Origin of the sequence: Citrobacter sp. Cb041 (assembly GCF_030336655.1) — a bacterium.
GTDB lineage: Bacteria > Pseudomonadota > Gammaproteobacteria > Enterobacterales > Enterobacteriaceae > Citrobacter > Citrobacter braakii.
In genome coordinates this window covers 137,177-162,191 of the sequence record NZ_JAOWDD010000037.1, presented here as the reverse complement: position 1 = coordinate 162,191, position 25,015 = coordinate 137,177, and the positions used below count along the sequence as shown (strand labels likewise).

27 protein-coding genes are annotated in these 25,015 nt (G+C 53.2%); 5 read left to right on the top strand and 22 right to left on the bottom strand.

Features of this window, described 5'->3' with window-relative positions; genetic code table 11:
• Positions 1-473 precede the first annotated feature (473 nt).
• From emrB to OGV52_RS11385, 14 genes are all read right to left on the bottom strand, one after another.
• On the bottom strand, positions 474-2,012 hold the full coding sequence (gene emrB / locus OGV52_RS11450; protein WP_047499457.1) for a multidrug efflux MFS transporter permease subunit EmrB: 1,539 nt from the start codon (positions 2,010-2,012) through the stop codon (positions 474-476).
• A gap of 16 nt (positions 2,013-2,028) precedes the next feature.
• A complete protein-coding gene (emrA, locus tag OGV52_RS11445; RefSeq protein WP_047499459.1) occupies positions 2,029-3,201 on the bottom strand; it encodes a multidrug efflux MFS transporter periplasmic adaptor subunit EmrA in 1,173 nt (390 codons plus the stop codon).
• Between the two features lie 131 nt (positions 3,202-3,332).
• Entirely contained in the window at positions 3,333-3,863 is a 531-nt protein-coding gene (gene emrR, locus OGV52_RS11440) for a multidrug efflux transporter EmrAB transcriptional repressor EmrR (RefSeq protein WP_003037300.1), read from the bottom strand.
• A gap of 90 nt (positions 3,864-3,953) precedes the next feature.
• Positions 3,954-4,289 (bottom strand): L-valine transporter subunit YgaH, encoded by a 336-nt coding sequence (gene ygaH / locus OGV52_RS11435; RefSeq protein ID WP_016154157.1) that lies wholly within the window; start codon positions 4,287-4,289, stop codon positions 3,954-3,956.
• Positions 4,279-5,016, bottom strand: coding sequence for an AzlC family ABC transporter permease (locus OGV52_RS11430; RefSeq protein WP_019077531.1), 738 nt, complete (start codon positions 5,014-5,016; stop codon positions 4,279-4,281). The genes ygaH and OGV52_RS11430 overlap by 11 nt, the downstream gene beginning before the upstream one ends.
• A 122-nt stretch (positions 5,017-5,138) precedes the next feature.
• Positions 5,139-6,323: an MFS transporter gene (locus OGV52_RS11425; protein ID WP_047358817.1), complete on the bottom strand. Its 1,185-nt coding sequence runs from the start codon at positions 6,321-6,323 to the stop codon at positions 5,139-5,141.
• Between the two features lie 179 nt (positions 6,324-6,502).
• The gene (gene proX, locus OGV52_RS11420) at positions 6,503-7,498 is read right to left on the bottom strand and encodes a glycine betaine/L-proline ABC transporter substrate-binding protein ProX (RefSeq protein WP_287108537.1); all 996 of its coding nucleotides are present in this window, start codon (positions 7,496-7,498) and stop codon (positions 6,503-6,505) included.
• A 68-nt stretch (positions 7,499-7,566) separates the two neighbouring features.
• Positions 7,567-8,631, bottom strand: a complete 1,065-nt coding sequence (proW, locus tag OGV52_RS11415) for a glycine betaine/L-proline ABC transporter permease ProW (RefSeq protein WP_279263823.1) — start codon at positions 8,629-8,631, stop codon at positions 7,567-7,569.
• Complete coding sequence (gene proV / locus OGV52_RS11410) at positions 8,624-9,826, bottom strand: glycine betaine/L-proline ABC transporter ATP-binding protein ProV (protein ID WP_016157301.1); 1,203 nt, start codon at positions 9,824-9,826, stop codon at positions 8,624-8,626. The genes proW and proV overlap by 8 nt, the downstream gene beginning before the upstream one ends.
• 354 nt (positions 9,827-10,180) lie before the next feature.
• Positions 10,181-11,140 carry a class 1b ribonucleoside-diphosphate reductase subunit beta gene (gene nrdF / locus OGV52_RS11405; protein WP_047499461.1) on the bottom strand — a complete coding sequence of 320 codons (960 nt, stop codon included), beginning with the start codon at positions 11,138-11,140 and terminating at the stop codon, positions 10,181-10,183.
• A gap of 10 nt (positions 11,141-11,150) precedes the next feature.
• Positions 11,151-13,295: a class 1b ribonucleoside-diphosphate reductase subunit alpha gene (gene nrdE, locus OGV52_RS11400; protein ID WP_287108536.1), complete on the bottom strand. Its 2,145-nt coding sequence runs from the start codon at positions 13,293-13,295 to the stop codon at positions 11,151-11,153.
• A complete protein-coding gene (gene nrdI, locus OGV52_RS11395) occupies positions 13,268-13,678 on the bottom strand; it encodes a class Ib ribonucleoside-diphosphate reductase assembly flavoprotein NrdI (RefSeq protein ID WP_016157298.1) in 411 nt (136 codons plus the stop codon). The genes nrdE and nrdI overlap by 28 nt, the downstream gene beginning before the upstream one ends.
• Positions 13,675-13,920 (bottom strand): glutaredoxin-like protein NrdH, encoded by a 246-nt coding sequence (nrdH, locus tag OGV52_RS11390; protein WP_279265545.1) that lies wholly within the window; start codon positions 13,918-13,920, stop codon positions 13,675-13,677. Before nrdH ends, nrdI begins: the two co-directional genes overlap by 4 nt.
• A 225-nt stretch (positions 13,921-14,145) precedes the next feature.
• Positions 14,146-14,577, bottom strand: coding sequence for a carboxymuconolactone decarboxylase family protein (locus tag OGV52_RS11385; protein ID WP_153690101.1), 432 nt, complete (start codon positions 14,575-14,577; stop codon positions 14,146-14,148).
• A 90-nt stretch (positions 14,578-14,667) separates the two neighbouring features.
• On the opposite strand from OGV52_RS11385, the gene pdxR reads away from it, so the two are divergent.
• Both pdxR and OGV52_RS11375 read left to right on the top strand, forming a co-directional pair.
• Positions 14,668-16,002: a MocR-like pyridoxine biosynthesis transcription factor PdxR gene (pdxR, locus tag OGV52_RS11380; RefSeq protein ID WP_287108535.1), complete on the top strand. Its 1,335-nt coding sequence runs from the start codon at positions 14,668-14,670 to the stop codon at positions 16,000-16,002.
• A gap of 124 nt (positions 16,003-16,126) precedes the next feature.
• Positions 16,127-16,477, top strand: a complete 351-nt coding sequence (locus tag OGV52_RS11375; protein ID WP_016154145.1) for a DUF2002 family protein — start codon at positions 16,127-16,129, stop codon at positions 16,475-16,477.
• Between the two features lie 36 nt (positions 16,478-16,513).
• Here OGV52_RS11375 and alaE read toward each other — a convergent pair whose 3' ends face one another.
• Positions 16,514-16,963 (bottom strand): L-alanine exporter AlaE, encoded by a 450-nt coding sequence (gene alaE, locus OGV52_RS11370; RefSeq protein ID WP_016154144.1) that lies wholly within the window; start codon positions 16,961-16,963, stop codon positions 16,514-16,516.
• Between the two features lie 557 nt (positions 16,964-17,520).
• Between alaE and stpA the strand changes: the two genes are divergently transcribed.
• A complete protein-coding gene (gene stpA, locus OGV52_RS11365; protein WP_019077523.1) occupies positions 17,521-17,922 on the top strand; it encodes a DNA-binding protein StpA in 402 nt (133 codons plus the stop codon).
• A 36-nt stretch (positions 17,923-17,958) separates the two neighbouring features.
• Here the strand turns inward: stpA and OGV52_RS11360 are convergent, their stop codons facing one another.
• The 3 genes from OGV52_RS11360 to OGV52_RS11350 all read right to left on the bottom strand — a co-directional run bounded on the left by OGV52_RS11360 (position 17,959) and on the right by OGV52_RS11350 (position 19,055).
• A complete protein-coding gene (locus tag OGV52_RS11360) occupies positions 17,959-18,138 on the bottom strand; it encodes a GDFGVC terminal motif YodC-like protein (RefSeq protein WP_016154141.1) in 180 nt (59 codons plus the stop codon).
• A gap of 80 nt (positions 18,139-18,218) precedes the next feature.
• Positions 18,219-18,746 (bottom strand): rhodanese family protein, encoded by a 528-nt coding sequence (locus tag OGV52_RS11355; protein ID WP_016154140.1) that lies wholly within the window; start codon positions 18,744-18,746, stop codon positions 18,219-18,221.
• A 9-nt stretch (positions 18,747-18,755) separates the two neighbouring features.
• Positions 18,756-19,055 (bottom strand): ArsR/SmtB family transcription factor, encoded by a 300-nt coding sequence (locus OGV52_RS11350; RefSeq protein ID WP_016154139.1) that lies wholly within the window; start codon positions 19,053-19,055, stop codon positions 18,756-18,758.
• Positions 19,056-19,239: 184 nt separating this feature from the next.
• Between OGV52_RS11350 and OGV52_RS11345 the strand changes: the two genes are divergently transcribed.
• Positions 19,240-19,398, top strand: coding sequence for a YqaE/Pmp3 family membrane protein (locus OGV52_RS11345; RefSeq protein ID WP_003037242.1), 159 nt, complete (start codon positions 19,240-19,242; stop codon positions 19,396-19,398).
• Between the two features lie 96 nt (positions 19,399-19,494).
• Complete coding sequence (gene lysM, locus OGV52_RS11340) at positions 19,495-19,944, top strand: peptidoglycan-binding protein LysM (RefSeq protein WP_016154138.1); 450 nt, start codon at positions 19,495-19,497, stop codon at positions 19,942-19,944.
• A gap of 12 nt (positions 19,945-19,956) precedes the next feature.
• Here the strand turns inward: lysM and csiR are convergent, their stop codons facing one another.
• The 4 genes from csiR to gabD form a co-directional block, all read right to left on the bottom strand.
• Positions 19,957-20,643, bottom strand: a complete 687-nt coding sequence (csiR, locus tag OGV52_RS11335; protein WP_047358821.1) for a DNA-binding transcriptional regulator CsiR — start codon at positions 20,641-20,643, stop codon at positions 19,957-19,959.
• 45 nt (positions 20,644-20,688) lie between these two features.
• Entirely contained in the window at positions 20,689-22,089 is a 1,401-nt protein-coding gene (gene gabP / locus OGV52_RS11330; RefSeq protein ID WP_047499472.1) for a GABA permease, read from the bottom strand.
• 153 nt (positions 22,090-22,242) lie between these two features.
• Complete coding sequence (gabT, locus tag OGV52_RS11325; protein WP_046274853.1) at positions 22,243-23,526, bottom strand: 4-aminobutyrate--2-oxoglutarate transaminase; 1,284 nt, start codon at positions 23,524-23,526, stop codon at positions 22,243-22,245.
• Between the two features lie 25 nt (positions 23,527-23,551).
• Positions 23,552-25,000 carry an NADP-dependent succinate-semialdehyde dehydrogenase gene (gene gabD, locus OGV52_RS11320; RefSeq protein ID WP_181221262.1) on the bottom strand — a complete coding sequence of 483 codons (1,449 nt, stop codon included), beginning with the start codon at positions 24,998-25,000 and terminating at the stop codon, positions 23,552-23,554.
• Positions 25,001-25,015: the final 15 nt, after the last annotated feature.

Genomic DNA, 25,015 nt, shown 5'->3' with positions numbered 1-25,015 from the left:
ATCGATTTTCAGCCGGACCGGGGTCATCGCTGCAACGCACTGACTTCCAGTTAACTCTGTTTTGCTGTTCAGATAAAAAAACGCAGGTGGTCAGGCGTGGGCTGGTCCGGCTGAAAATTGCCGACGTGTTTCCGTAAGGCCGGGAGAACCCGCAGGGATGCGGGTTCAGGGCGCGTTTTACAGGGAAGTTTCCTCGCGCCCGGCCCGGTAGCCTGAAGGAATAAGCGGAGGGTATTGCGTAGCAACAATTTTCCCGTCGGGAGCCGGGATTGTTAAGGGTACGGCGATAGTACCCTTAACACGTTCACAGGTCGTATTGCCTCAGAGAAGTGACAAACATAAGGTGAACGTAGCAATACGCCGGAGGCAACAGATTCATTACCTCTGTCTGTGCCACTCATCCTCGTTAACTAACAAGCATTACTCCTAGGAGGCAATAAAAAAGGGATCCGCAGATCCCTTTTATCAGATGTTTAGTGCGCGCCACCGCCGCCGCCGCCCGCACCGAAGGGCGGTTTGGCAAACCACACCAGGCCAAGCAAGACCAGGAAGATCCCCGCCGACATCCAGAAGATTTCGTTGGCGGAAATAATCAGCCCCTGATTGGTGATCTGCTGGGCTATCCAGCCTGACGCCTGCTGGTGCGTCATCCCTAAATCCTGCAGCTTATCGTACATTGCCTGCGCGTTTGGATTGTAAGGATTAACGGATTCCGTTAACTGCGCATGGTGAAGTGACTCGCGGTTAGTCCACATCGTCGTCGTAATTGATGTGCCAATAGAGCCGGCCAGCGTTCGCGTAAAGTTCGACAAACTTGATGCCGCGGCCAGACGCTCAGGTGGTAAGCCGGACAGCGTGATAGTCGTCAGCGGCATAAAGAAGCAGGCTACCGCGAACCCCTGAATAAACTGTGGCCAGGCCGATGCGCCAAAGTCCATACCCGGTTCGAACGTCCACGCACGCCAGTAGAAACAGACGGCGTACATAATAAAACTGAACGTGACTAACCGACGCATATCAAGCTTGTGCGCGAAGCGGCCGATAATCGGCGATAAGATCACCGGAATCACCCCAACCGGCGCTGACGCCAGACCGGCCCAGGTTGCCGTATAGCCGTATACCTCCTGCAACAGCTGCGGCAGCAGGACGATTGCGCCGAAGTAGAGCATATAGGCCAGACTGATACACAGACAGCCGATGGTAAAGTTGCGCGACTTAAACAGTGAGAGGTCGACAATGGGGTGCTCGTCGGTAAGCTCCCAGACGATCAGGAAGCTGATGGCGACAACGGCGACCACCGTCAGGATGATAATCTCCTGAGAGGCGAACCAGTCCAGCTCTTTGCCGCGGTCGAGCATAATCTGCAAACTGCCGATACCAATGACCAGCAGGGCCAGACCAATGGCATCGATGCGCCGCTGCTCGGTTTTGGTTTCCCGACCGCGCAGGGTTTGCAGAGTCATCAATACCACCGCAGCACCGATTGGCACGTTGATGAAAAATATCCAGCCCCAGTGATAGTTGTCGCTGATATAGCCCCCAAGAATAGGGCCGCATATCGGGGCAACAATCACCGTCATCGACCATAGCGCCAGGGCGATGGAACGCTTGGCGGGAGGATAGTTATTCAACAACAAGCTTTGTGACAGCGGAATTAATGGACCGGCGACAATCCCCTGGATTACGCGGAAGAAAATCAGCATGCTCAGGCTGGTGGACATCCCGCATGCCCATGACGCAATGACGAAGGCGATAGTTGACCACATGAATAGCCTTACTTCGCCAAAACGCTTTGCCAGCCAGCCGGTGATCGGAATCGAGATAGCGTTCGCCACCCCGAATGAGGTGATCACCCAGGTACCCTGGCTCAGTGAAGAGCCGAGGTTCCCGGCGATAGTGGGGATCGCCACGTTAGCAATGGTGGAGTCCAGCACCTGCATGAATGTCGCCAGGGACAGCGCGATCGTCATAATGACGAGCTGCGCGCCTTCCAGCGGTTTTTGCTGTTGCATCACACGCACCTTTGAATTAGCCCGCGTTGGCCTGCACGATCTCTTCGATCATCTTATTGACCGGAGCAAGGTTGATTTCCCGTGCATTACTTTCTGATACCGGCGTGGTGCGAACCTGGCTTGCCAGAATTTGTCCGTCACGATTTGAGGTATCTACCGTAACCAGCGTAGATAAACCGATACGCAGCGGATGCTGCGCCAGCTGCTGTGCATCCAGTTCAATACGCACCGGCAGACGCTGGACGACTTTGATCCAGTTACCCGTCGCGTTTTGTGCTGGCAGCAGGGAAAAGGCGCTGCCCGTACCCATATCCAGCCCGATAACCTTACCGGTATATTTCACGTCATCGCCGTAAATATCGCTGATCACGGTCGCCGGTTGACCGATACGCATGTGCGCGAGCTGTGTTTCTTTGAAGTTGGCATCCACCCACAGGTTAGTGGCTGGAACGACCGCCATCAGCGGCGTGGTCGGGCTAATTTGCGCTCCCGGCTGCACGGAACGACGGGAAACATAGCCAGTCATTGGGCTGACGATTCGGGTTCGTTCCAGCGCCAGCCAGGCATTGCGCACTTCAGTGGCCGCCTGTTGCACGGCGGGCTGGTCTTCCAGCTTACTGCCGAGAATCATCGCCTGGTTGGCATTATATTGTTGGATAGCAACATCAAGCTGAGCCTGAGCGCTGGCGACGGCATCACGCGCATGTTGCAGCTCTTCGCGGCCAATCAGGTTGGCATTGCCCAGCGGGACACGGCGATTAAAGTCGCTTTGTGCCTGCGCCAGCGCGGTTCTCTGCACTTCAATGCTTGCCTGTAACTGCTTGCTGTTGATCATCAACTGGTGCGTCTGACGCACGCTGGAAGCCAGCGCAGTTTTGGCTTTTTCAAATGCCTGCTTTGCGTCCGTCTGGTCGAGGGTGACCAGCACATCGCCTTGTTTTACAAAGTCAGTGTTATCAGCCCAGACTTTCGTCACGCTGCCTGATACCTGCGCCATGATTTGAACCTGGTTCCCTGCCACGTACGCATCGTCTGTCTCTTCGACATGACGCAGTACTAAAAACCAATAAATCCCATATGCCACGGCAATGATAATAAAGAGCAAGGTCAGAAGGAGCAGCATACTTTTACGTTTGCCATTCTTCTTGACCGGTTGCTGCGGGGTTTGAGTCTCCGCATTTGCGCTCATGTTGTTCTCCACGATCTTCTTTTTTTTTCACATCGGCTGAGCCGACCTGTTTATCAGACAGGCCAGCAGTATGCGTGCTGGCCTGTCGGTTTTTTCATTTATAAATCTGGATTTCTGAGCGAGTCGGCGCGTTAGCGCAACGCTTCTAATACCGCGCCATCCTGCTCCATCTGGTCAAGACGGGTCAGAAGTTTACGGGTAATTTGCTCAAGCTGATCTTTTTCGGTGGTGCTGAGAGATGACCAAAGCTGATGCAGGCAGTTATGCTGAGGCGGTAACACCTCTTGCAAAAATGCGTGGCCTTTCTCGGTCAATTGCAGATGCAGACAGCGGCGATCGTTATCGCTTTCGCGACGTTCGATCCAGCCACGTTTTTCTAACTCATCCGCAATGCGGGTTGCGTTAGTGCGTGACGAGCCAAGCGCGCAACTCAGTTCAGAAGGCTGAATACTGTGGTTTTCCTGAGACTCCAGCGTAATCAACGCCATAAACAATGTCTCGTTAATCCCTTGAGCTTTCAGCATCTTATTGCGGTTTTCCAGCAGCTTGCCCTGCATGTGCATGCATAGACGAGTCAGAAGCACTTCCTGATAAGGGAACTCTTCGTAGCGGCTGGCGCGAAATTTTAGCATTTGTTCAATGGGCGTAAACGAACTATCCATTTGGGTATAACCTCATTAATTTCAGCCGATATAGTAACGACAGTGACAAATAAAGTAAATGTATTATTTATTTAAAATGATTGTTTTTATCTATAAGACAATCAGCATTTTCCAGGCTAATCCATAGCCCAGAGCACTCAGTAAGGTTGGAATGATGATGCTGCGGGTCTTATAGAAGCTTGCGCCCAGTATGACAAACCCCACCAGCGTAGGCACGAACCGACGAGAATCGTGCATCACTTCTGGCGCGGTAGACACCACCAACAGGGCGCAAATTGATGCAATGCCAATGGTGTCGAGTAATATGCCCGTCGCGCCGCGCTTCGTCGGGCGAACATTCCCCACTCCAAGACGGAGCGGCAAATAACGAAAACAGTAGTTAACGCAGCCGACCAACAGGCCAAGCAGCAGGACCTCATAGCTCATCGGGACCTCCCTGCCAAAATGACTGGATAAGAGCCGTCAGACATCCGCAGACAATGCCTGCAAGGATGGCGGCAGGAATGGAAAACAGCATGACGCCAGCCAGCGCGCCGGCCAGTGCTGCAGTTACACAAAGTGCTTGTTGACGCTGGAAAGAGGCGAGCAGGAAGCTCATGAACAGCGCCGGGAGCATGAAGCCCAACGCCGCTTCAACTGCCGGGTAATCCTTGAGTAAACCACTACCGGAAAACGCGCCGATCACCGTGCCAAACACCCAGGAGGCCCAGGAGCATAGCGCAATGCCGATCATCCAGTTTTCACTCCAGCGCCGGTTATCCCGTACCAGCTTCGCCGTGGCGGCGGCAAAGACTTCATCGGTGAGGCCAAAGGCCCACAGCGCGCTTTTGGGTTTGCTCAGTCGCTGGGCGATTCGGCTACGCAGGGAAGGTCCGTACAAAACATGGCGTACATCCATGGCCATGACGGTCAGTGCGGCGACCCACAAAGAACTGCCTGCGGCGAGCATTGTGGTGATGACAAACTGGCTGGCTCCCGCATAGATAATGCAGGAGAAAAACACGCTTTCAACCGGAGTAAAGCCAAGGCGAGTGGCATTGAGACCAAATGCAAAAGCAACCGGAATATAGCTGATGACTATTGGCAGGCTGTCTTTGAATCCTTCAGTTAGCGTCGCAGAACTGGGTTCAGACTGGGATATCGGGCTTTCCATAGGGTTATAGGTTTCATTACCGAAATTAATATAAATTGGTTCAATGAGTTATAACCTTAGCAGACTGATGGGCTCCTTAACACCCTGCGGAGCCCAATCAGCGGTAAACATACGCTATATGCTTAATTTACGGCTTCCTGACGGTGATATCCTCGCCACCAGACCAACAGGTTGAGTAGGGCAACGGTCGTACCGGCCAGACAAACGCCAGCCCAACCGGCATGCTGCCAGGCGGAGGCCGAAATCAGCGAACCTGCCGCCCCGCCAATAAAATAGCTGGTCATGTATCCGGCGGTCAGGCGATTACGCGCGTCCGGATGAATGCGATAGATAACCGTCTGGTTGGTGATATGCACACCCTGAACGGTGAGGTCCAGGACCAGGATACCGATAATCAGCATTGGCACGGAACTATGCCCTAACCAGATAGCCCACCAGGAGAGCAGCAGTAATAACAGACCTGTGGTCGTGGTGAGATGTGATTTTCCCTTATCGGCAAAACCACCTGCCGGACGCGCGCCTAACGCCCCTGCGGCCCCTGCCAGGCCAAACAGCCCGATCGTTCCTTCGGAGTAGTTAAACGGCGGCGCGGCGAGCAAAAACGCCATAGAGGTCCAGAGAATACTGAAATTGGCAAAGGTCAGGCAGCCCAGCATCGCGCGGGTACGCAGCAATTTATCATGGATAAACAGGCTGAATACGGAGCCTAACAGTTGCGGATAGTTGAGATGAGTATCTGATTTCATCTTCGGCAGACCGCGCCACAGCGCAATCGCCATCAGCGCCATTAATATCGATGCGACCCAAAATACGGTGCGCCAGCCGCCAAGATTGGCCAGTAATCCCGCCACGGTGCGCGCCAGCAGGATACCCAGCAGCAGGCCGCTCATAATGGTGCCGACAACTTTACCGCGCTTATCCGGCGTGGCAAGCGTCGCCGCCAGCGGAACCAGAATCTGTGCCACTACCGAGAACAATCCGGTAAGGGCGGTGCCGAGGATCAGCATGCCCAGCGACTGGCTGCTGGCGGTAATAAGCATGCCGCCTGCCGCTAACAGCGTCATGGAGACGATCAGCATCCGACGTTCAAACATATCGCCAAGCGGTACTAAAAACAGCAGGCCGGCGGCATAGCCGAGCTGGGCCGCGGTGACGATAAAGCCAGCGGTGCTGGCCGATAGCGAAAAGTTACGTGCGATGGTGTCGAGCAGCGGCTGCGCGTAATAGTTACTGGCGACGGCGAGGCCGGTGGCGATAGACATTAACAGGATCAGCGAAGGGCTAAGTCCCTGAGTGGTTTTCGTCATGGTTTTCAACTGAAAAATGGGTTGCAGAAAACAATCATAACGTAAGTGATTAAATGTTGCTGATTTGTTGGGTGATGGATTGTGTGGTTGGGAGGAGGGCGTGTAGGCCGGATAAGGCGCATCGCGCCACCATCCAGCATTGGTGTGATGGCGCTACGCTTATCAGGCCTACGAGGGGGTTATTTCTGCGCAGCCAGCGCTTCTTTCACCCAGCCATCAAACTGTTGCTGGTGGGCTTTGATCCAGCCGTCAACGTGACCCTGTACGTCGGCTTCAGATGCTTTCCCGTCGTGCATCATCGCGTTCTGCGCGTTGATATCCGCCAGCGGCAGCTTCATGACGGCAAACAGTTTCGCCGCAGCCGGGTTTTTCTCCGCCCAGGCTTTGTTGGCGACGATATGCATAGTGTTCACCGGGAAGCCGTAGTTGGCGCCGTTTGGCAGCTTGGTATCAATGTCTTTCTGCTCGCCTGGCAGGGAAGAGAACGGCACCTGCAGCCAGACCACATCTTTACCCGGTTTCATAACGTCGCTCACCCAGTACGGTGTCCAGGTGTAGTAAAGAATGGGTTTGCCTTCTTTAAAGCGGGTAATGGTGTCAGCCATCATTGCCGCATAGTTACCGTGGCTGACCTCGACGGTTTTTTCCAGATCGAAGGCTTTGTTCTGATGGTTGATCACCGCTTCGCAGCCCCAGCCCGGCGAGCAGCCCATCATGTCTGCTTTTCCGTCGCCGTTGGTGTCAAAGATTTTGGCGATCTTCGGATCCTTTAACTGGGCAATGTTGGAGATTTTATACTGCTCAGCGGTTTTTTTATCGATCAGATAACCTTGCGCGGCACCCGTAACGAATACCCCCTCGCGATAGAACTTTTTGTCTCCGCCCGCTGCGGCATACATATCATCATGCAGCGGCTGCCAGTTCACAGCGGTAAAAGTTGCATCGCCAGAGGCAATGGAGGTATAGCCGACGTTGTAGTCAACTTCGCTTGTTTTGTTAACGGTATAACCCAGTTTCTCCAGCGCACGGGCGACCAGTTGCGTCTGGAAGGATTCTTCAGAGATAGTGCTCTGGATTGGCTGTACAGTGATGCCTTTGCCTGGCAGATCGGCAGCGAAAGTGCTGGTGGAGACAAGGGTGGCAAACGCTGTGGCAATAATGACGTTCTGTCGCATCGTTGTTCCTTAATTATTGGAGGGACGTATAGGCCCGGTAAGCAATGCGCCACCGGGCAACGGGTGAATTACTTCGTGAATGGGCGAGTGATAAGCCCAACGGGACCGGTGGTGTACCAGCGACGGTTGCCACGGCTACGGGCGTCGCGACCGACAGCCTGCGTCAGGCGGTCGAGAATGATGGCGAGGATCACGATCCCAACCCCGCCGACGGTGGCAAGCCCCATATCCAGACGACCGATTCCGCGCAGAACCATCTGACCCAGTCCGCCGACGGCGATCATCGACGCGATGACGACCATTGAGAGCGCCAGCATCAGCGTCTGGTTGACCCCGGCCATAATGGTAGGCATCGCCAGCGGGAGCTGGACTTTAAACAGCATCTGACGCGGGCTGGCGCCAAATGAGCGCGAGGCTTCAATCAAGTCGGCTGGCACCTGGTTAATCCCCAGAATGGTCAGACGCACGATTGGCGGCAGGGCGAAGATAATCGTCACCACCACGCCCGGGACGTTGCCGATACCAAACAGCATGACGATCGGCACCAGATAGACGAACGCAGGTGTGGTTTGCATGGCGTCCAGCAGCGGACGAACAATTTTTGCTGCCCGTGGACTGCGCGCCAACCAGATCCCCATCGGTAGACCGATCACCACGCAGAACAGCAGCGCGGTAAGTACCAGCGCCAGGGTGATCATGGCCTGCGACCACGCGCCGATGGCCCCGATTGCAATCAATGAAATCAGCGTAGCAACGCCCATTCCAACGCCGGAAATCTGCCAGGCAATCAGAGCGAACAGGATAATCGCCACCGGGGCTGGCATACCCAACAGAAGCTGCTGGAAGCCGTTGAGAATATAATCCACCGGGACTCGAATGCCCTGGAAGACCGGACGGAAATGGGTAACGACCCAGTCGATCCCTTCTGTGACCCAGCTATCCAGCGGGATCAGCGTTTTATGGAACGGATCCATAATATTGAAATGCTCTGGCGCCGGCGCGGGTGCGCTGGTCAGCCAGTCTGCGCCACCGCCGTCAGCTGGCGCGCCTGATGGCGTACTCCAGGCATCGGTGGTTTGTGCGGCACTGTCGGCCGCAGGTGTGGTATCCCACGGATTGGTTTGATCAGCCATTGTTTGCCCCCTCACGATCTAAAGCCTGTAACAGCATGCGTTTTGAAATGATGCCCACATACTGTTGTTCCTCATCAACAACCGGCACCGCGCACGGGGCCTGGCCGACATGAGAAAGCAACTCGCTGAGAGGAGTTTGTGCATCCACGGCTAGCGGCTCATCGATCAATGCCGCTTCAATACCTTGCGCCTGACTTAATGCTGTTTTTAAAGAGTCGATAGAGACAACGCCGACGAATTTATTGCCGCGCTCGATCACGTAACCATATTCGCGATCTTTGTCCTGCAATAATTGCAGCGCTGAACGTGGACCGACCCCGGGCGTTTTACGAATTAAACCTTCAGGGCTACGACGTGAAATATCCTTGGCACTAAAGACCTGGCTAATATCAACGCCGCGGAAGAAGGTGCGTACATAATCATTGGCCGGATTATTCAGGATTTCATCTGGCGTGCCGACCTGGACCACTTCACCGTTTTGCATAATGGCAATTCTGTCGCCAATACGCATAGCTTCGTCGAGATCGTGGGAAATAAAGACCACGGTACGTTGATGTTTCGCCTGTAGTTTTACCAGTTCATCCTGCATCTCGGTACGAATTAACGGATCGAGGGCAGAAAAGGCCTCATCCATTAATAAGATGTCAGGGTTAATGGCTAATGCACGGGCGAGGCCCACACGCTGGCGCATCCCTCCGGAAAGTTCATCCGGGTATCCGTGAGCATAATTCTCCAGACCAACCTGGCGTAGTGCATCTAACGCTTTTTCACGACGTTCATCCGCGCCAACACCGGCTAATTCCATGCCGAATGCCGTATTGTCCAGGACCGTCATGTGCGGCATCAGGGCAAAGGACTGGAAAACCATCGCAATCTTTTTTCTGCGCACCTCGCGAAGCTCAGCATCGGATATCCGGGCGATGTCTACGCCGTCAATCAATACTTGCCCGCGGGTGGGTTCAATCAGGCGATTGAGAAGGCGTACCATTGTGGATTTACCCGAACCGGATAATCCCATGATGACAAATATCTCGCCTTCTTCAATGGCCAGACTGGCGTTCTTAACGCCAAGCGATAGCCCTGTTTTATCCAGAATCTGCTCTTTTGAAAGTCCTTTTTCAATATATTTGAAGGCTCTCTGCGGATGCTCTCCAAATATCTTATAGAGATTTTTAACTTCTAATTTAATTGCCATGCAATAGAATGATTCCTGTTATTTGTTTATATCGATATATTACCTGATGGAAATAGTGACCTTTTTCTACCCTAACATACTGAGAATCTGAGACAACCCTGAATTTGTTTGTGGCACGAATATTGCCGAAGGCCATGTGGCGGGACTTCCCGTGATATAAGGGCTGAGCGCGAATGTGAATGGGGTAATATTTTTTGTAAATGGCAATGAAAAGTCGCCTGAATTGCTGAAATGCAGGCGAATAATGCGTCTGATATTGAGTGTAGATCACACAATTATATTTGCACGACAAAAGTGTGATCCTGTTAAAATATTTCCGCGAAAAATGTACGGTATTTCCCGCGGAAATGAGTGCTAGAAATTCCAGTCGTCGTCTTCGGTTTCGACAGCTTTTCCCATCACGTATGATGAGCCGGAACCCGAGAAGAAATCGTGGTTTTCGTCAGCGTTGGGCGACAGCGCAGCAAGGATTGCCGGGTTAACCTCCGCCATTTCTGGCGGGAATAATGCCTCATACCCCAAATTCATTAATGCCTTATTGGCGTTGTAGCAAAGGAAGGCTTTGACGTCATCCACCCAGCCGGTTTGTGCATACAATTCTTCCGTATAACGCGCTTCGTTATCATACAATTCCATCAGCAGATCGAGGGCAAAATTCTTTAACTCCTCGCGTGCGGATTCAGAAATGTGCTCCAGACCTTTTTGATATTTATAACCAATGTAATACCCGTGAACGGCTTCATCACGAATGATCAGGCGAATGAGATCGGCGGTATTGGTCAGTTTTCCGCGGCTGGAGAAATACATTGGCAACCAGAAGCCGGAATAGAACAGGAAGGATTCCAGAAATACGCTGGCAATTTTTTTCTTCAACGGTTCGTCGCTGGCGTAATGTGTCAAAATGATCTGTGCCTTGCGCTGGAGTGGGGTATTTTCTTCACTCCACGCGTAAGCCGCATCCACGTCTTTGGTCTGGCAAAGAGTGGAGAAAATTGAGCTGTACGAACGGGCGTGCACCGCTTCCATAAAGCTGATATTCGATAGCACCGCCTCTTCATGCGGCGTTAACGAATCGGCCATCAATGCTGGCGCACCGGCTATGTTCTGAATGGTGTCGAGCAGCGTCAGCCCGGTAAAAACGCGGATAGTCAGTTGCTGTTCGGCGGCGTTCAACGTTTGCCAGGCCGGGATATCGTTGGAGAGCGGGACCTTTTCCGGTAACCAGAAGTTACTGGTCAGGCGGTTCCAAACCTCGAGATCTTTATCATCCTCAATCTTGTTCCAGTTGATGGCACTCACGCGGGATAATGTCATGTTGTCCTCCTTACAGCGCGCATGACACGCAACCTTCGATTTCGGTTCCTTCCAGCGCCAACTGGCGTAGTCGGATGTAATACAGCGATTTGATGCCTTTACGCCAGGCGTAAATTTGCGCTTTGTTGATATCGCGAGTGGTGGCGGTATCGGGGAAAAAGAGCGTCAGTGAAAGCCCCTGATCGACATGCCGCGTTGCTTCAGCGTAGGTATCAATGATTTTTTGTGGACCAATCTCGTAGGCATCCTGATACAAGGCCAGATTCTCATTGGTCATAAACGGGGCAGGGTAGTAAACGCGCCCGGTTTTGCCCTCTTTGCGAATCTCCACTTTTGACACGATCGGGTGAATGCTTGATGTCGCATGGTTGATGTAGGAGATAGAACCCGTTGGCGGAACCGCTTGTAAATTCTGGTTATAAATGCCGTAGCGCATGACATCTTCACGCAGCTGCGACCACATTTCGCGCGTTGGCAGCGTAATGCCGCTGGTGGCAAACAGTGTGCGAACCTTGGCGGTTTTTGGCTGCCAGTCGCCCTGCAGATACTGGTTAAAATACTCACCGCTGGCGTAGCGGGACTGTCTGAATCCGGCAAAGGTTTTGCCGCGTTCCCGGGCGAGCTTCATCGACGTATTCAGCGCATGCCAGGTGATGGTGTAGAAATAGAGATTGGTGAAATCCAGCCCTTCAGGTGAGCCGTAGGCGATACCTTCCCGTGCCAGATACCCGTGCAGGTTCATCTGCCCAAGACCGATAGCGTGCGATGCGCTGTTCCCGGCCTCAATTGAGGGTACGCTGCGGATATGGCTCATGTCCGAAACGGCCGTTAAGCCGCGAACCGCCGTTTCCACGGTGCGCCCAAAGTCTGGCGAATCCATGGTATGAGCGATATTCAACGAGCCGAGGTTGCAGGAGATATCGTGCCCTGTTTGCGCGTAATTGAGGTTTTCATCGTAGGTGGAAGCGCTGTTAACCTGCAAAATCTCCGAGCACAGGTTGCTCATATTGATACGACCGGCAATCGGATTGGCGCGATTCACCGTGTCTTCAAACATGATGTAAGGGTAGCCGGACTCGAACTGGATCTCGGCCAGTCGCTGGAAGAAATCGCGGGCGTTAATGTATTTTTTGCGCACTCGTTTGTCGGCAACCAGTTCGTCATACCGTTCAGTTACGGCGATATCACCGAATGGTTTGCCGTAAATGCGTTCCACGTCATACGGTGAAAACAGCGCCATTTGGGCATTTTCTTTGGCTAACTGGAAGGTGACATCCGGGATCACCACACCAAGCGAGAGCGTTTTGATACGGATCTTCTCGTCGGCGTTTTCACGTTTGGTATCGAGAAAACGCAAAATATCCGGATGATGCGCGTGCAGATACACCGCGCCTGCACCCTGACGCGCCCCTAATTGATTCGCATAAGAAAACGCATCCTCCAGCATTTTCATTACCGGGATCACCCCAGAGGACTGGTTCTCAATGCGCTTAATGGGCGCACCTGCCTCACGCAGGTTAGAGAGCAAAAATGCCACGCCGCCGCCGCGTTTGGAGAGTTGCAGCGCCGAGTTGACCGCCCGTCCAATTGACTCCATGTTGTCTTCAATGCGTAACAGGAAGCAGGAAACCAGCTCGCCGCGTTGCTGTTTACCGCAGTTTAAAAAGGTTGGCGTGGCGGGTTGAAAACGCCCGGAGAGCATTTCATCGGTCAGTTGCAGAGCGAGCGCTTCATCGCCCTGCGCCAGAGTGAGCGCCACCATCGTTACGCGATCCTCAAAGTCTTCGAGATAGCGCTTCCCGTCGAACGTTTTCAGCGTATAGCTGGTGTAGAACTTCCATGCGCCGAGGAACGTCTGGAAACGGAATCCGCTGGCGTGGGCGTGGGCGAATAGCTTCAGCACAAACGCGCGATCGTAGCGGGCTAACACGCTGGCATCGTAATAGCCTTCATCCACCAACGTGTCCAGACGCGCCTGCTGGCTGGCAAACGTCACCGAGTTGGGGCGGACGTGGGCGGTAAAGAATGCCTCCACCGCCTGATGGTCTTTGTCGAACTGAATGCGCCCGGCCTTATCGTACAGATTCAGCATGGCGTTCAGGGCGTGATAATCCAGCGTCTGCTGTATTACACGTTCTGCGGTTGTCGTTGCCAAAATTCGCTCACTCCTTTTTGCACGTTGTCGATATCGCTTTGGGTGCCCATCAGCTCAAAGCGATAGAGCCACGGCACGCCGCATTTTTGTGAGATGACATCACCCGCGCGACCGTAGGCGTCCCCGAAATTGCGATTGCCGGAGGCGATCACTCCACGGATTAACGCCCGGTTGTGCGTATCGTTTAAAAAGCGGATCACCTGTCTCGGGACCGCGCCAGCTGTACCGCCGCCACCGTAGGAGGGCACGATTAAAATGTAAGGTTCGTCTACCCGGATCCGCTCGCGTTCGTTAAGCGGAATGCGGATGGCAGGCAGCCCAAGACGCTGCATGAAGCGGTGCGTATTTTCAGAGCTGCTGGAGAAGTAGACGAGCTGACTCATGCGCTGGCCACTTGAGGAGCCGGGCGCAGACGGTTGATCATGTCCGGGCGAAATCCTGACCAACTGGTTTCCCCTGCGACCACGACCGGTAACTGACGAAAGCCTTGATCGCGCAGGCGATTAGCCATATCGGGGTGTAAATCGACGTTTACCATCTCAAAGTCAAACCCGCGGCTTTCCATCGCCCGCTTAGTAGCGTGGCACTGAACACAGTTGTTACGAGTGTAAATAACAATGCGCATGATTCGTATTTCCATCTAAAAGTAAAAGAATGACGCGATAGAGGGCGTCAGGTTGTGTGTGTCTTGATAGAGGAGATACTAGATGTAGTTTTAAAAAGATTCAACCATACAAGATATGGTAATTTTAGATTGATGAGGGCATGGGTGATGAGCCTGACGGAGGAAGTGATAGGAACTATGGCAGGTTGCCGGATGGCGTTTATGTCGCCATCCGGCGGCGCAGAATCACATGCGCATCCCTACCGCCAGACGGTTAAAGCAGTTCATCAGGCTAATAGCAAACGTCAGATCGCTAATCTCTTTCGCGTTAAAATGGTCGAGCAGCGGCAGATAAACGTCATCTTCGGCATGGGTGCTGGCTATATGGGTGACGGATTCGGCCCACGCCAGCGCTGCACGCTCCTGCTCGCTGAAGTGATGACTAACCCGCCAGCCTGCCAGCGCGTCCAGTTTGGCCTGCGCAACACCGGATTTGCGCAGCGCCTTACTGTGCATTTCCAGGCAAAAGGCGCAGCCGTTGATTTGCGAGACTCGCAGGTAAATCAGTTCCGTCAGCGTAGGTTCCAGCGCGCAGTTTTCCAGCGCTTTGCTGGCCTGAACCAAAGCGTTATAGATTTCAGGACTGAGTTCATAATAGGGCTGGCGTAACATTGTCATGGTATTTCTCCTCGTTTGGATGACCCGCAATGTAGCACTATAATGGACTGCTATAGAGAGCCATATTGTTGCCAAAAAAGCAGACCATAAATGCCACGCTATCAGCAAATCGCCCGTCAGTTAAAAAACGCCATTGAGAAAGGTGAACTAAAGCCAGGCACAAGATTGCCCTCCAGTCGGACCTGGGCCCAGGAGCTGGGGGTATCACGTTCGACGGTGGAAAATGCCTATGCAGATCTGGTGGCGCAGGGCTGGCTCGCGCGACGCGGGCAGGCAGGAACATTTGTCAGTGAGCAACTGCGACCGGAAAACGCACCTGTGTCTCCCGCTATCTTCGCCGGAGAAAACCCCAGGCCGCAGCCTTTTCAGATGGGATTACCCGCACTCGATCTCTTCCCGCGGGACGTCTGGGCGCGGGTGATGGGGCGGCGTTTACGCACCCAAACGCGTTTTGACCTGGCCGTGGGCGATGTTTGCGGCGAACGGGTGTTACGTCAGGCGGTTGTCGATTACCTGCGCGTCTCACGCAGTATTGAGTGCCAGCCGGAGCAGATTTTTATTACTTCAGGCTACGCGGCATCAATGACGTTAATCCTGCGCGCTCTGTCTCAACCCGGTGAGGGGATGTGGGTCGAAGATCCTGGCTTTCCGTTGATTCACCCCGTGGTGGCTCAGGAGCGCATTGAGCTGATGCCGGTGGCAGTTGATGCCGATGGCCTGGATGTCTGCGCTGGGATCCGTGACTACCCGCAGGCGCGTTTTGTGCTGCTCACTCCCGCACACCAAAGTCCGCTGGGCGTCGCCCTGTCATTAGACCGTCGCCACCAACTGCTTGAATGGGCGACTCGGGCGCAGGCGTGGATCATTGAAGATGATTACGACAGTGAATTTCGCTACCACGGCAAACCGTTGCCGCCGCTAAAAAGTCTGGATGCGCCCCAGCGGGTGATTTATGCCGGAACGTTCAGCAAATCGATGTTTCCGGCTTTGCGCACGGCATGGCTGGTGGTACCCCTGACTCAGGTCGAACATTTTCGTCAGCAGGCGGCGCTAACGGCCTGTAGCGTTCCGGTTTTATGGCAGCAAACGCTGGCGGATTTTATGCAAGATGGCCACTTCTGGCGCCACTTAAAACGTATGCGCCAGAATTATGCCCTGCGACGTCAATGGATGGAAAACGCGCTGAGCGAACAAGGATTTAACGTCATTCCTCAGGAAGGAGGGATTCAGCTGGTGATAACTGTCGACGGAGATGATGTTGCGCTAGTGCGCAAAGCGAATCAGGCCGGGCTGGCGGTTCAGGCGTTAAGCCGCTGGCGAATAACTTCAGCAGGAAAGGGGGGAATATTGTTGTCGTTTACTAACATCAGCTCGGTGGAAATGGCGCAGCAGGCGGCGTATCAACTGCGGATGTCGCTGACATAAATCTGCGCGGTTCTTAAGATATTCGTCCCACCATCGCCACTCGTTTATGGACTTTTCTGAAAGCGTTGCTAATGCTGAATCAGGTAAGGTAAGCCCGCAGTAAAAAAGATAACGAGGAAAATATATGTATTTACGACCTGATGAGGTGGCGCGCGTACTTGAAAAAGTGGGCTTTACCGTCGATGTAGTGACGCAAAAAACGTACGGCTATCGTCGTGGCGAAAATTATGTGTACGTTAACCGTGAAGCACGTATGGGACGTACCGCATTAGTTATCCATCCCACGCTAAAAGAGCGCAGCTCTTCGCTGGCGGAACCTGCGACGGATATTAAAACCTGCGATCACTACCAGCAATTCCCGCTATATTTAGCCGGAGAGACTCACGAACATTATGGTATTCCGCACGGCTTCAGTTCGCGAATTGCGCTTGAGCGTTATCTGAGTGGGTTGTTTGGCGACGTTAGTTCAAACTAATAATGCGACTGGCAGGGCCAGTCGCGAAGAGATCTGTCAGGCTTTAGCCTGGTGATAGCTGCTGACCTTAAACAGGCGGCGGCAATAATCAAGAAAGTAGCCATAGACCGCGCCCATCAGCATTGATACCACGATGTTCGAACTTACTGCAGCCGTAATCTGGTGCCAGTCGGCGCCAACCGTCAAAAGAATAATCACATACACTGGTGACTGGAAGGTGACATAAGCCAGCACGTCCGCCAGGTTTTTCCCCCATCCTGCTTGCGTGGCTTTACGCGCCGCGCGCATAAACAAATCGCGATACATGCCGTATGGCCACGCGATCAGGATATTGACGGGGATAGCCACCAGTCTGGAGTACAGAGACTGTTCGAAGCTCATTCCAGAAAGGAATATTTCGATCAACATGTTCACGACAGAACAATAAACAACCATCGCGAACGTGTCTGCTACTGCATGACGCAAGCGTGACTGCGGAGAGAACATGTTAATGCTCCTTGTAAAAAGGGAAAAAAAGGTTTTGAATACCTTCTTGCTAGTGATTTGTCTTGCTGCTTTCGCGTTTGAATAGGATATCTGCCTGGATAATAACTGGCAACTAGCTTAAAATTTTTATTTATTACCTTTTTGTCGATAAAATGCTCTGTAGTGGTTTGTTTTTTGTTCGTTTTGGTATTTTCGTTGCTGATTTAATTAAAGGCATTTTAGATCAATGGGTTATGGAAATTTGTTTTTCTGAATTTTTTGCGCTCCTTTTCTCAATGTTGACTAATGTGCAATATGTATACGCACCGGCTCCGCGCGATGTTGTGGCCTGTTTCTCGAGTGATACCCTGAGACTCCTTGCAGGTATATTTATAGCGACTAGCAGAGGAATAGAATATATCGCATAGGCGATATCAAAATGGATGCGATAAATACATGAATTAGCTTTTTTGATTAGTAATATGCGAATAAATTAGACTGGAAATATAATAAGCAGTTGCATACAATATTTAGTGTAATACCGTTTTTATGTTTTACGTTAAAGAGGTTTTGTTAATATGAGTTCAATGTTAAAAAACTTAAATAATATTCGCTCGCTGCGTGCAATGGCTCGTGAATTTTCCGTTGATGTGCTGGAAGATATGCTTGAAAAATTCAGGGTAGTGACCAAAGAACGCCGCGATGAAGAAGAGCAACTACAGCGCCAACGTGCAGAACAGCAGGAAAAAATTAATACTTTGCTGGCGCTGATGCAGGCAGACGGGATCAATCCGGAAGAGCTACTGAGCATGACGCCTGCGACGGCACGTTCAGTTAAAAAACGTCAGCCGCGCCCGGCGAAATATCGTTTTACCGATCTCAATGGTGAAACAAAAACATGGACCGGACAGGGTCGCACACCGAAGCCAATTGCCCAGGCACTGGCTGCCGGTAAATCTCTTGATGACTTTTTGATCTGATTATTAATGCGGTGAGGGCGACCTCACCGCTTATTTTCAGCAAACGCCAAAATCACCCTCTTCGGTATATCGCGTCACGTCAGCTGCTTTTAGCGTGAATTTTTCGCCGCTTTCATTACTGGCGTGTACCGCCACAATGTGATCGCCATTGACTTCGACAACTTTCAGTTTAGGTCCACCCATGCGTGGTTGAACCAGATCGCCAGGTTTAAACATATTGCTCTCCTTTATTTATCGCAGAACTCACCATAGATCACGTCAATCAGCGGGTACAGCGCAGTTTCAATGATTACCGCTTAATGAGTACGTCGGTTCCAGGGCATGATATCCAGCAATCGCGCCATGCCGCAAAAGCCGGTCACGCCAGCGAGTATTAGCCCGGCGCCCACAAAACCGCTCAGCAGGAAGAAGGCGCTGCTAACGGTGTAGCCCAGAATGACGCCGAGTAAGGCAAGGCTGCCGGCGGCTATCTGCACCTGGCGCATCAGCGGTAACGGTTGTGAACGATCTTTTGCCACCGGAAAACCTGCGGCTTTCCAGCCGTCAATGCCACCTTCCAACAACCAGACCTGCGCAGGCGCGGCAATAGCGTTCAGTTTTGTCGCCGCGTTTTGTGTACGTTTGCCTGACTGGCAGTGAAAAATCACCTGCCCGGCGCGTAAATTCGCAGGCAGCGATCCCTGCTCTAGCGTAGGTAATGGCGCCAGATGCGCCTCCGGAATATGCTCGTACAGATACTCGTCAGCATCGCGGATATCAATCAGTTTTGCGCCTTGTGCGACCAGCGTCTGCGCCTCGCGCGGGGAAATCGTCCCAATGGTCATGATGGCTCCTTATGGGCAATACAGTGTTTTTAATGTGGCGATCAGTGAATTCACGGCCGCATTTTTGATGGAGTACAGGATGCGCTGGGCATCGCGTTGGCTGTCTATCAGGCCCTCTTCGCGCATACGCGCCAGATGCTGCGAAGTGGCGGAAGGACTCAGGCCGGTAACACGGGCTAATTCGCCCGCGCTGGTACCGGGTGAGCCGCAGAGCATGCACAAAATCAGCAACCTTTTCGGGTTACTCATCGCTTTTAGCAGGGCAGCAGCCTGCTCAGCGCTGGCCTGGAGTTGTTCAAGTTCAGTCATATGTATTTAAGTATATTCTAAATTAAGCTTATTCTAAAATAAATGGTCAATGTACGCCAGCGTAAAGAGCGTAAAGGAGGGTAAAACAGCAGGGGAAGGCTGGCAGAGTTAGGTACACTGACTATGCTTAGAGATAAAATCTCTTTTTAAACAATGAGTAACTTTTTGCTTGTATGGAGTGTGTATGGGTTTCTGGAGAATCGTTTTTACTATTATTCTGCCCCCGCTTGGCGTGCTGCTGGGGAAGGGGTTCGGCTGGGCATTTATCCTCAATATTGTTCTGACGCTGCTGGGCTATATCCCGGGTCTGATCCACGCCTTCTGGATACAAACGCGTAACTAATTACCTTTCTACTACGGCGCTCTGGCGCCGTTTTCTTTGCGCTCCTTTCTCCTCTGCTACACTTCCTGGTGTTGATTGTTAACTACCGAGGTGGATATGGGACTCTTTAATTTTGTAAAAGATGCGGGTGAAAAACTGTGGGATGCGGTTACTGGCAACCATGACACTGCCGATCTGGCAAAAAAGGTACAGGAACACCTGAACAAAACGGGCATCCCGGATGCGGATAAAGTGAACGTCCAAATTAACGAAGGTAAAGCCACCGTTTCTGGCGATGGATTAAGTCAGGAAGCGAAAGAAAAAATCCTGATTGCGATTGGTAATATCTCTGGTATTGCCAGCGTCGACGATCAGGTAAAAACTTCTGCGCCGGCGAGTGAAAGCCAGTTTTATACCGTAAAATCAGGGGATACCCTGAGCGCTATTGCCAAACAGGTATACGGTAACGCCAACCTGTATAACCAGATATTTGAAGCGAATAAACCGATGCTGAAAAGCCCGGATAAAATTTATCCGGGGCAGGTTTTGCGTATTCCAGAACAATAAGAATGTTCAGGCTTATTGCGTCAGCAATTTGCCGGACATCGCTTGTTGAATAATCGGAATGGGCGTCAGCAGGTGCTGGCGCATTAATTCGCTGGCACGTGCGGCATCGCGTGCCAGAATTGCTTCGGTCAGCGTTTGGTGCTGATCGTGTTTATCTTCCAACATCTCCACCGACAGCACCGTCTTTCGCAGCCAGATAAACCGGTAGCGCGCCGCCAAATCGAATAGCCGTTCGCGCATTTGCAGCAGATACTGTGAACCGCAGCCAGCGACAATTGCCGAGTGAAAAGCCTGATGGCGCTGATCCCACTCGTCGAGCATCTGTTCACTGGCGTCAACGGCTTCAAGCTTGCCGAGCATATGCGCCCGCGCCAGAATTTCAGCTTCCCAGGCGTCGCCGCCGCGTTCAATGGCCAGCGCGACCAGCATGGCTTCCATATTGGCGCGGGCATCGAAAATATCGAGCAACTCCTGTTCGGACATTGGGGCGACACGATACCCTTTCTGATTGACCACCGTGACCAGCCGCTCGGCAACCAACTGCGAAAGCGCTTCGCGTAGCGGTCCCACGCCAAGCTCATAGCGTGAGGTCAGCAGGCTCATACGCAGTTTTTCATCAGGCTGATACACACCGCGGATGATGTCGTTTTTCAGCCAGCGGTATCCATCAATGGCCGTCGGTTGGGGAATGGCGGTCATGGTCTTACTCCTGAACGGTTTTCCCGGCCTGCGCCGGGAAAAGGTTTAATGCGTATTTTGCAACGGTGTTTTTTGCCACGATAGCAGTTTTTTCCAGCGTGACATAATAGGCACGGTGCAAATAATTCCTATGGCTAACAACCCGGTAGAGATAACTTCCAGTTGTTGAGCCGGGCGAAAGAGCATCACCACCAACACAAAGATAATAAAGGCGATTACCAGCCAGGTAAGCCACGGATAGAGCCACATTTTCAGTTTAATTTCACCGCCTCGCGCCAGCAGGATTTTGCGCATCCGCAGTTGGGAAATTGCAATCACCAAATAAACCAGCAGGGCGATGGCACCGGAGCTGTCGATCAGGAATTTGAACACCTTGGCCGGGGCGTAATAGTTGACCACCACGGTGAGGAACGCGGCACCCGTAGACAGCAACACCGCCACATAAGGCGTTTTACTCCGATTCGTTTTACCCATAAAGGCGGGAGCATCGCCACGACGGCTCAGGGAGTAAAGCATACGCGAGGACGTATACAGCGCGGAGTTCAGACAACTGGTTACCGACAGCAATATGACACAGTCCATGATCAGCTTCGCGTGTGGAATATGCAGTAACTCCAGCACCGAGCGGTAAGAGCCCACCTCTTTCAGTCCCGGCATGTTCCACGGAATCAGCGCGACGACCACAAAAATAGAGCACAGATAGAAGATGGAGATACGCCAGATAACCGAGTTGGTGGCGCGGACGATGTGCTTATCCGGGGTGTCGGACTCGGCGGCGGCGATGGTAACAATCTCTGCGCCCATAAAGGAGAACATGGTGATTAGCATCGCGCTGATCACCGCGCCAAAGCCGTTGGGCATGAAGCCGCCCTGATCCCACAGGCGCGAAACTCCGCTGACCTCGGCATAGGGATAGAAACCGCTAATCGCCACCGCGCCGAGAGTGATAAACGCCAGAATGGCAATCACTTTGCACAGCGCCAGCCAGAACTCGAACTCACCGTAATTTTTGACGCTCAGCAAATTACTGCCGGTTAATGCCAACGTGATAACCAGAGAAAACAGCCAGATAGGAATGCCTGGAACCCAGGAGTGCAGAATGATGGCGGCGATATTCGCTTCCAGCGGGATAACCAACACCCAGAACCACCAGTACAGCCAGCCGATGGTATAACCCGCCCACGGCCCGATGGCCTTATCGGCGTAGGTGGAAAAGGAACCGGTATCCGGGGTGGCAACGGCCATTTCGGCCAGCATGCGCATAATCATCACCACCAGCAATCCGGCGAACAGATAGGCCAGTAATACTGCGGGACCGGCTTCTGCAATCGCCACGCTTGAACCCACAAACAAACTTGCGCCGATAACCCCGGCAATAGACAGCATGGTGACGTGGCGTGATTTCAGCCCGCCCCCTAAATCATGTGATTGTGACACTTGCCCCATCTTTTAAACCTCTCGAAAGTATTTCACTTGGGAGAGCACCCCGGCATTCCCGCGCCGGGGCACGCGTATTTATTGTTATTGACCCTGTCTGCCGGATGGCGGCTCCGCCTTATCCGGCCTGAGGATTGCGTTTTTTATTGGTCGAATGCGGTGTTAACCCTGCTTCGCTTCGGCAAAACACTGAGCGATAATGTCCAGCCCCTGGCGGATTTGGGCATCTTCAATGGTCAGTGGGACAAGAATGCGCAGTACGTTGTAGTAAGGTCCGCAGGAGAGCAGGATCAGCCCTTTATCGCGCGCACGCGCGACGATTTCCGCGGTCAGTTTGGCGTCTGGTTTCGTGTGATCGCCGTCTTCAAACAGTTCAATTGCGATCATCGCTCCCAGCCCGCGTACATCGCCAATCTCGCGGTGGGTTTCCGCGATAGCCAGCAGGCCTTCGCGCAGGGTTTGCCCCAGGTCGTTGGCTTTTTGCAGCAGATTTTCCTGTTCGAAAATATTCAGTACCGCCAGTGCGGCGGCACAGGCAATCGGGTTACCGGCATAGGTACCGCCCAGACCGCCCGGTGGGATTGCGTCCATGACTTCGGCGCGTCCGGTCACTCCCGCCAGCGGGAAGCCACCGGCGATAGATTTGGCGAAGGTGGTGAGATCGGGCGCAACGCCCATCTGCTCCATAGCGAACAGCGTACCGGTACGGCCCGCGCCGCTCTGTACTTCATCGGCAATCAGCATGATGCCGTGCTCATCACAAATGGCGCGCAGACGTTGCATAAAAGCAGGAGAGGCGGCGTAAAAACCACCTTCGCCCTGGACGGGCTCAATCACGATGGCGGCAACGTCTTCCGGAGCGGCATCATTTTTGAAGATACGGTGAATGCTGGCGATAGCATCGTCTTCACTGATGCCGTGCAGCGGGCAAGGATAAAGCGCACGATACACGTGGCCCGGCATCAGTCCCATTCCTGCAGAGTACGGGTTTACTTTCCCGGTCAGCGACAGGGTGTAGTGGGTTCGACCGTGGTAAGCGCCGCTGAAGGCGATAGTGCCGGTTCGTTTGGTGGCGGCGCGGGCGATTTTCACCGCGTTTTCCACCGCTTCCGAGCCGGTTGTCACCAGCAGGGTTTTTTTAGCGAAATCGCCCGGCACTTTCTTATTCATGATTTCGCACAGCTCCAGGTACGGCTCATAGGCCAGCACCTGAAAACAGGTATGGGACAGCTTTTTCAACTGTGCTTCTACCGCAGAGACGATCTGCGGGTGCAGGTGGCCGGTGTTCAGCACCGCAATACCGCCAGCAAAATCGAGGAATTCACGGCCTTCAACGTCCCAGACTCGACAGTTTTCTGCACGCTCGGCAAAAATAGGGTGGATTTGTCCTACGCCACGGGGAACGGCGTTGCTGCGACGTTGCATAAGTTCTTTGTTGGTGCTCATCAGGTGTTCTCCAGTATTTATTTTATTAAAGGCCGATGCACATATATTTGATTTCTAAGTAGTCTTCGATGCCGTATTTCGATCCTTCACGGCCAAGACCGGAGGCTTTGATTCCCCCAAACGGGGCGACTTCGTTGGAGATAATGCCGGTGTTAATCCCGACAATGCCGTATTCCAGCGCTTCGCCAACGCGAAAGACGCGGCTCAAATCACGGGCGTAGAAATAGGCGGCCAGACCAAACTCAGTGTCATTAGCCTGAGCGATGACGTCAGCCTCGTCCTTAAACCGGAACAGCGGAGCCAGCGGGCCGAACGTCTCTTCTTTGGCGACCTTCGCGTTGTCAGGCACATCCACCAAAATGGTGGGCTGGAAGAAGTTGCCGCCGAGTGCGTGAGGTTTGCCACCCGCGATAATGCGCGCGCCTTTATCCAGAGCATCGGCGATGTGTTCCTGCACTTTGGCTACCGCTTTCTCGTCGATCAGCGGTCCGGTGGTGACGTCAGGTTGCAGACCATCGCCGAGGTGCAGTTTGCTCACTGCCTGCTGGAGTTTTTCGGCAAAACGGTCATACACGCCGTCCTGCACGTACAGGCGGTTGGCGCAGACACAGGTTTGGCCAGCGTTACGGAACTTCGATGCCAGTGCGCCTTCTACGGCTTTATCGAGATCGGCATCGTCAAAGACGATAAACGGCGCATTGCCGCCCAGCTCCAGCGACACTTTTTTGATGTCTTTGGCGCACTGCTGCATTAACTGACGGCCAATTTCGGTTGAGCCGGTAAATGACAGCTTGCGTACCAGCGGGTTGCCGGTCAGCTCGTTGCCGACTGCGCTCGCTGAACCGGTCACCACGCTGAAAACGCCTGCCGGGATCCCGGCGCGATTGGCAAGCTCTGCCAGCGCCAGTGCGGAGTAGGGAGTCTGGCTGGCTGGTTTAAGCACCATTGTGCAACCAGCCGCCAGCGCCGGACCGGCTTTGCGGGTAATCATCGCCGCGGGGAAGTTCCACGGCGTAATCGCGGCGGTAACGCCGATCGGCTGTTTGATGACGATTAGGCGTTTGTCGGCCTGGTGGCCGGGGATCGTATCGCCATAGATACGTTTGCCCTCTTCGGCAAACCACTCAATAAAGGAAGCGGCATAGGTGATTTCACCTTTGGCTTCTGCCAGCGGTTTACCCTGTTCCAGGGTCATCAGACGGGCGAGATCGTCCTGATGCTCAATCATCAGGTTGAACCAGCGGCGCAGGATGTTGGCCCGCTCTTTGGCGGTCAGCGCACGCCAGGCGGGCAGAGCGCGGTTAGCGGCGTTAATCGCTTCGCGGGTTTCATCCGCCCCCATTTTCGGTACGCTACCTAATTGCTGACCGCTGGCGGGGTTGGTCACCGCGATGGTCTCGCCGCTGTTGGCGTCACGCCAGTTGCCGTCGATCAGTGCCTGCTGGCGAAATAAGGTTGGATCGTTAAGTTGCATAATTGCGTCCTGTCT